General features: G+C 67.1%; 4 protein-coding genes. 1 reads left to right on the top strand and 3 read right to left on the bottom strand.

Going from position 1 to position 3813, the window contains the following annotated elements:
• The 3 genes from ACSBP4_RS19560 to prf1 form a co-directional block, all read right to left on the bottom strand.
• Positions 1-479, bottom strand: a 479-nt coding sequence (locus tag ACSBP4_RS19560; RefSeq protein ID WP_435553202.1) for a lysylphosphatidylglycerol synthase transmembrane domain-containing protein, incomplete at its 3' end; no start/stop codon positions are given.
• A 110-nt stretch (positions 480-589) separates the two neighbouring features.
• Entirely contained in the window at positions 590-1519 is a 930-nt protein-coding gene (locus tag ACSBP4_RS19555; RefSeq protein ID WP_435553201.1) for an NAD-dependent epimerase/dehydratase family protein, read from the bottom strand.
• A gap of 97 nt (positions 1520-1616) precedes the next feature.
• Positions 1617-2876, bottom strand: coding sequence for a peptide chain release factor aRF-1 (prf1, locus tag ACSBP4_RS19550; protein WP_435553200.1), 1260 nt, complete (start codon positions 2874-2876; stop codon positions 1617-1619).
• Between the two features lie 184 nt (positions 2877-3060).
• On the opposite strand from prf1, the gene minD reads away from it, so the two are divergent.
• Positions 3061-3813 (top strand): cell division ATPase MinD (minD, locus tag ACSBP4_RS19545; protein WP_435553199.1); only part of this gene is annotated, 753 nt, incomplete at its 3' end.

The raw sequence follows: 3813 nt of genomic DNA, 5'->3' as shown, positions 1-3813 counted from the left end.
AGCCCCGCGAGCGCGGCGATCGTCGCGAGGTCGAACACGCGTTCGACAGCCAGCGAGGCGAAGCCGGCGGTGTAGGGCACGTCCCGACGGGTCTCCATCACGTACGCGCGGACTGCGTCGCCGGCCCGCGCCGGGATCGCCAGGTTCGCCGTCTGGCTGACGAAGACGGCGGCCGTACAGAACGCCGTCCCGGTCCGCCGTTCCATCGCGGCCAGTACGTCGCCGTACCGTCGCCCCCGAAGGGGCCACGAGACGGCGTAGACGGCGACCGCGGCGGCGAGGAGGCGCGGGTCGGCCGCCGAAATCTCCGCGAGGACCGTCCCGACATCGACGTCACGGAGGGCGACGAACAGGCCGGCGAGGACGAACAGCGTCCCGCCGATCGTGAGTCGGCGGCGGGTCAGCGCCGCGGCGAGCCCGCCGCTCGCGGCGTCGCCGTCGGACGCGTCCGCCCCCGTTCGCTCGCCCCCGTCGTTCATACGCGACGCTTCGGGCCCAGATATTTAAGCCCACCTAAAACCGGGCTGGACCGGCGGGACGGTCACGCTCGAGCGGCTTTCTGCCGTGGAAACCTATCCACGGTCGTCGCTCAGCGCAGTTCCTCGATGATCTCGCGGGTCGCTTGCCGCACCGCCTCGTCGCTCGAGCGGTCGGGCTCCCAACCCAGCGCCGCGAGCTTCTCGATCGAGAGGCGCATCTTCGGGACGTCACCGGTCCAGCCGCGGTCGCCGCCGGTGTATTCGAACGCGGGCTCGAGGGCCAGTTCGTCGGCGACGATGGCGGCGATCCGGTCGACCGAGGTCGTCGTCCGCGTGCCGAGATTGTAGGTGTTCATCGCGTCGTCCGAATTCTCGACCACGTGCAGCATGGCATCGAGGCAGTCCTCGACGTATAGATAGGACTTCTCCTGACGGCCGTCGCCCAGGATCGTCAGCGTCTCGGGATCGTCCCGCAACTTCTCGATGAAATCGGGAATCACCGCCCCGCGCAGCCGCGGGCCGACGACGTTCGCAAAGCGGAAGTTCCAGACTGTGAGGTCGTGGCTGTGGGCCCGCGCCGAAAGCAACCCCTCGTCGGCCAGCTTGCTCGCCCCGTAGGCGCTGATCGGCTCGAGCGGCGCGTAGTCCTCGGGCGTCGGCCGCGGGGCCTCTCCGTAGACCGTCGAGGAGGAGGTGTAGGCGATCTCCGTGACCCCCGCGTCGGCCATCGCCTCGAGGATGTTTCGGGTCATTTGCGTGTTGTCGTCGAACTGGCCGTGGGGCCGGTCCGTGTCGACGTGTTTCGACGCCGCGAGGTGGAAGACGAGGTCGATTCCCTCGAGCCGACCCTCGAGGGCGTCGGGCTCGGTGAGATCGGCCTCGAGGAACTCGGCGGCGTCGGGGACGCGGTCGCGGTCGCCGTTGGACAAGTCGTCGACGACCGTGACGGACGCGCCGTCGGCGAGCAGGCGTTCAGTGAGATGGGAGCCGATGAAGCCGGCCCCACCCGTGACGAGTACGTTCCGGTCCGAAAGTGACATTGACGGCGATTCAGCGACCGAGCGGTAAGGAGTTGCGGTTCGATTGCGGTGGGGATCCGCACGAACGGGAGGGCGTTCGAACTGCGAAACCAACGCCTTAGACGCCGGTCGAGTACCGCAGCAGGCCGGCGAAACCACCGAAGGCGTTCAGCAGTTGTTCGCCCTTCTCGAAGTCCGTCGAGATGAACTTGGTCTCGGTGCCCCGTTGTTCGGCGATCTCGATGAGGTGATCGATGGCGTCCTCGCGGTCGTCCTCGTCCCCTTCGACCTCGGTGCCACAGTCGGTACAGGTGTGGGTCGGCGTCGACTTGCGCCGGTCGATGACCTCGCGTTCGGTCGCGCCACACTCCGGACAGTCGTAGGTGATCACGTCCTTCCGGAGGTCCTCGCTGATGAGCAGGCGATCGACCGCGCCCATCATCAGGTTCCGGCGGGTCTGCTCGAAGCCGTAAGTGGCCTGATCGCCCGCGTTGAGTTCCTCGAAGAACTCCTCCATCACCTTCTTGTCCTTCATCACCTCGGCGTCGGCCAAGGCGTCCTCGGCGTTGTCGACCAGGTCCTTCAGGCCGGACTCGTCGGTGTAGGCGACGTCGAATTTGCCAAGCACCTCGTCCTGTAGCTCGTGGTGGAGGTAGTCCCCGTCCAAGAACTCGTCTTTGGTCGGCGAGGGACCGCCCACGAGGATGCCGTCGATCTCGTGGCGCTTGGGGACGAACAGGTCGTTTGCCATCCCCGCGACCTCCTGATAGAAGTTGTCGATGGCCTCAAGGCGCAGGCGGGCGAATCGCTGGGCGGACTGGCCACCCTTTCGCTGCTTGCCGGGAACAAGCGAGGAGGCGGACTTGACGGGTTCGATACGCTTGCCCTTCAGCCAGCCGACGTTTGCCTCGCGGCGGTCGAGGACGATCAGGCCGTACAGGCCCTTGTCGGCGAGCATCTCCTCGAGGGGCTCGGTCAGGAAGTCCGAGTCACAGTGATAGCGGAAGGATTCGATGGGCTGGGGCGGACTCTCGAGGACTTTGGTGACCATGTCGGTCCGGCCGCCGCCCGAATCGACGGCACCGGAAAAGAGAACGATGCCGTTGTCCGGCGGGAAGGTGTCGTAGTATCGCAGTCGGTCCTTGATGCTCGTCAGCGCGTCCTGGACCGCCGTTCGGGTCTGCTTCGACTTGATGTTGGCCGCTTCGCTGTGTTCCTGCGTGACGTGCTGGACGACGTCACTGATCTGTCTGTCGTCGGGGATGTAGATCGTCACGAGCTGCGTTCCGGAGCCGTCGTAGTCCTTGAGGTCCTCGATGACCTTCCGGAACTCGTACTTCTTCCGGTCGGATTGCTCCTGCTCGCCCTCCTGGCTCATTACACGTATAAAACCGGGCTGTCGGTAAGAATCCTTTGACACACCGATCGACCGGGCGACCGCCCGGTCCGGTGACGTTCGATCGAACCGCGTTCGACCACCGGTCGGCCGGCCCTCCCACCCGGCGGGCGGTGAGGTGACGATTTAAGGGGGTGCCGTTCCACTGTCCGGACAGTACCCACGTATGTCTCACGAGACTGTCTATGCCATCGCGAGCGGAAAAGGCGGTGTCGGGAAGACGACGACGACGGTCAACCTCGGCACGGCCCTCGCGGACGCCGGGGCACGCGTCGCCATCGTCGACGCCGACCTCGGGATGGCGAACCTCGCCGGGTTCGTCAGCCTTTCTCCCGACTCGACGACCCTTCACGACGTGTTAGCCGGCGACGCATCGATCGAGGACGCCACCTATCGACTGGCCGACGACATCGTCGCGGTGCCGAGCGGGACGAGCCTCGACGAGTACGCCGAGACCTCCCCCGAAGGGCTGCGCGAGGCCGTCGAGGACCTCCGCTCGCGCTTCGACTACGTCCTGCTCGACGTCGGGGCCGGCATCAGTCACGAAACCGTCCTGCCGCTCGGACTGGCCGACGCCGTCGTCCTCGTCTCGACGCCCGAACCCGCCGCCGTCCACGACACGAAAAAGACCGTCGAGCTGACCGACCGCTCCGGCGGCGAGGTCGCGGGCCTCGTTCTGACCCGAACCCGACCCGACGGCGACGTCTCCCACGAGGACCTCGCCGACCGCCTCGAGGTCCCTCTCTTGGGAACGATCCCCGAGGACCCGGCGGCCCGGGACAGCGTCTACGCCGGGACGCCGCTGGTCGTCTACGAACCCGACGGGCCGGCGGCCGTCGCCTACCGGCGGCTCGCGGCCGACCTGACCGGCGTCGAGGTCCCCGTCCCGACCGACGACGAACCCGGGACGGCCGACGCG

The sequence above is a fragment of the Natrinema sp. CGMCC1.2065 genome, assembly GCF_051225675.1.
In the GTDB taxonomy this organism is placed as follows: domain Archaea; phylum Halobacteriota; class Halobacteria; order Halobacteriales; family Natrialbaceae; genus Natrinema; species Natrinema thermotolerans.
Note: the sequence above shows the minus strand (reverse complement) of the source record. Positions and strands in the feature narration are given on the sequence as shown.

Excerpts from the sequence above, each read along its gene's own strand:
- prf1 (WP_435553200.1), bottom strand. The coding sequence starts at position 2,876 with ATGAGCCAGGAGGGCGAGCAGGAGCAATCCGACCGGAAGAAGTACGAG.
- ACSBP4_RS19555 (WP_435553201.1), bottom strand. The coding sequence starts at position 1,519 with ATGTCACTTTCGGACCGGAACGTACTCGTCACGGGTGGGGCCGGCTTC.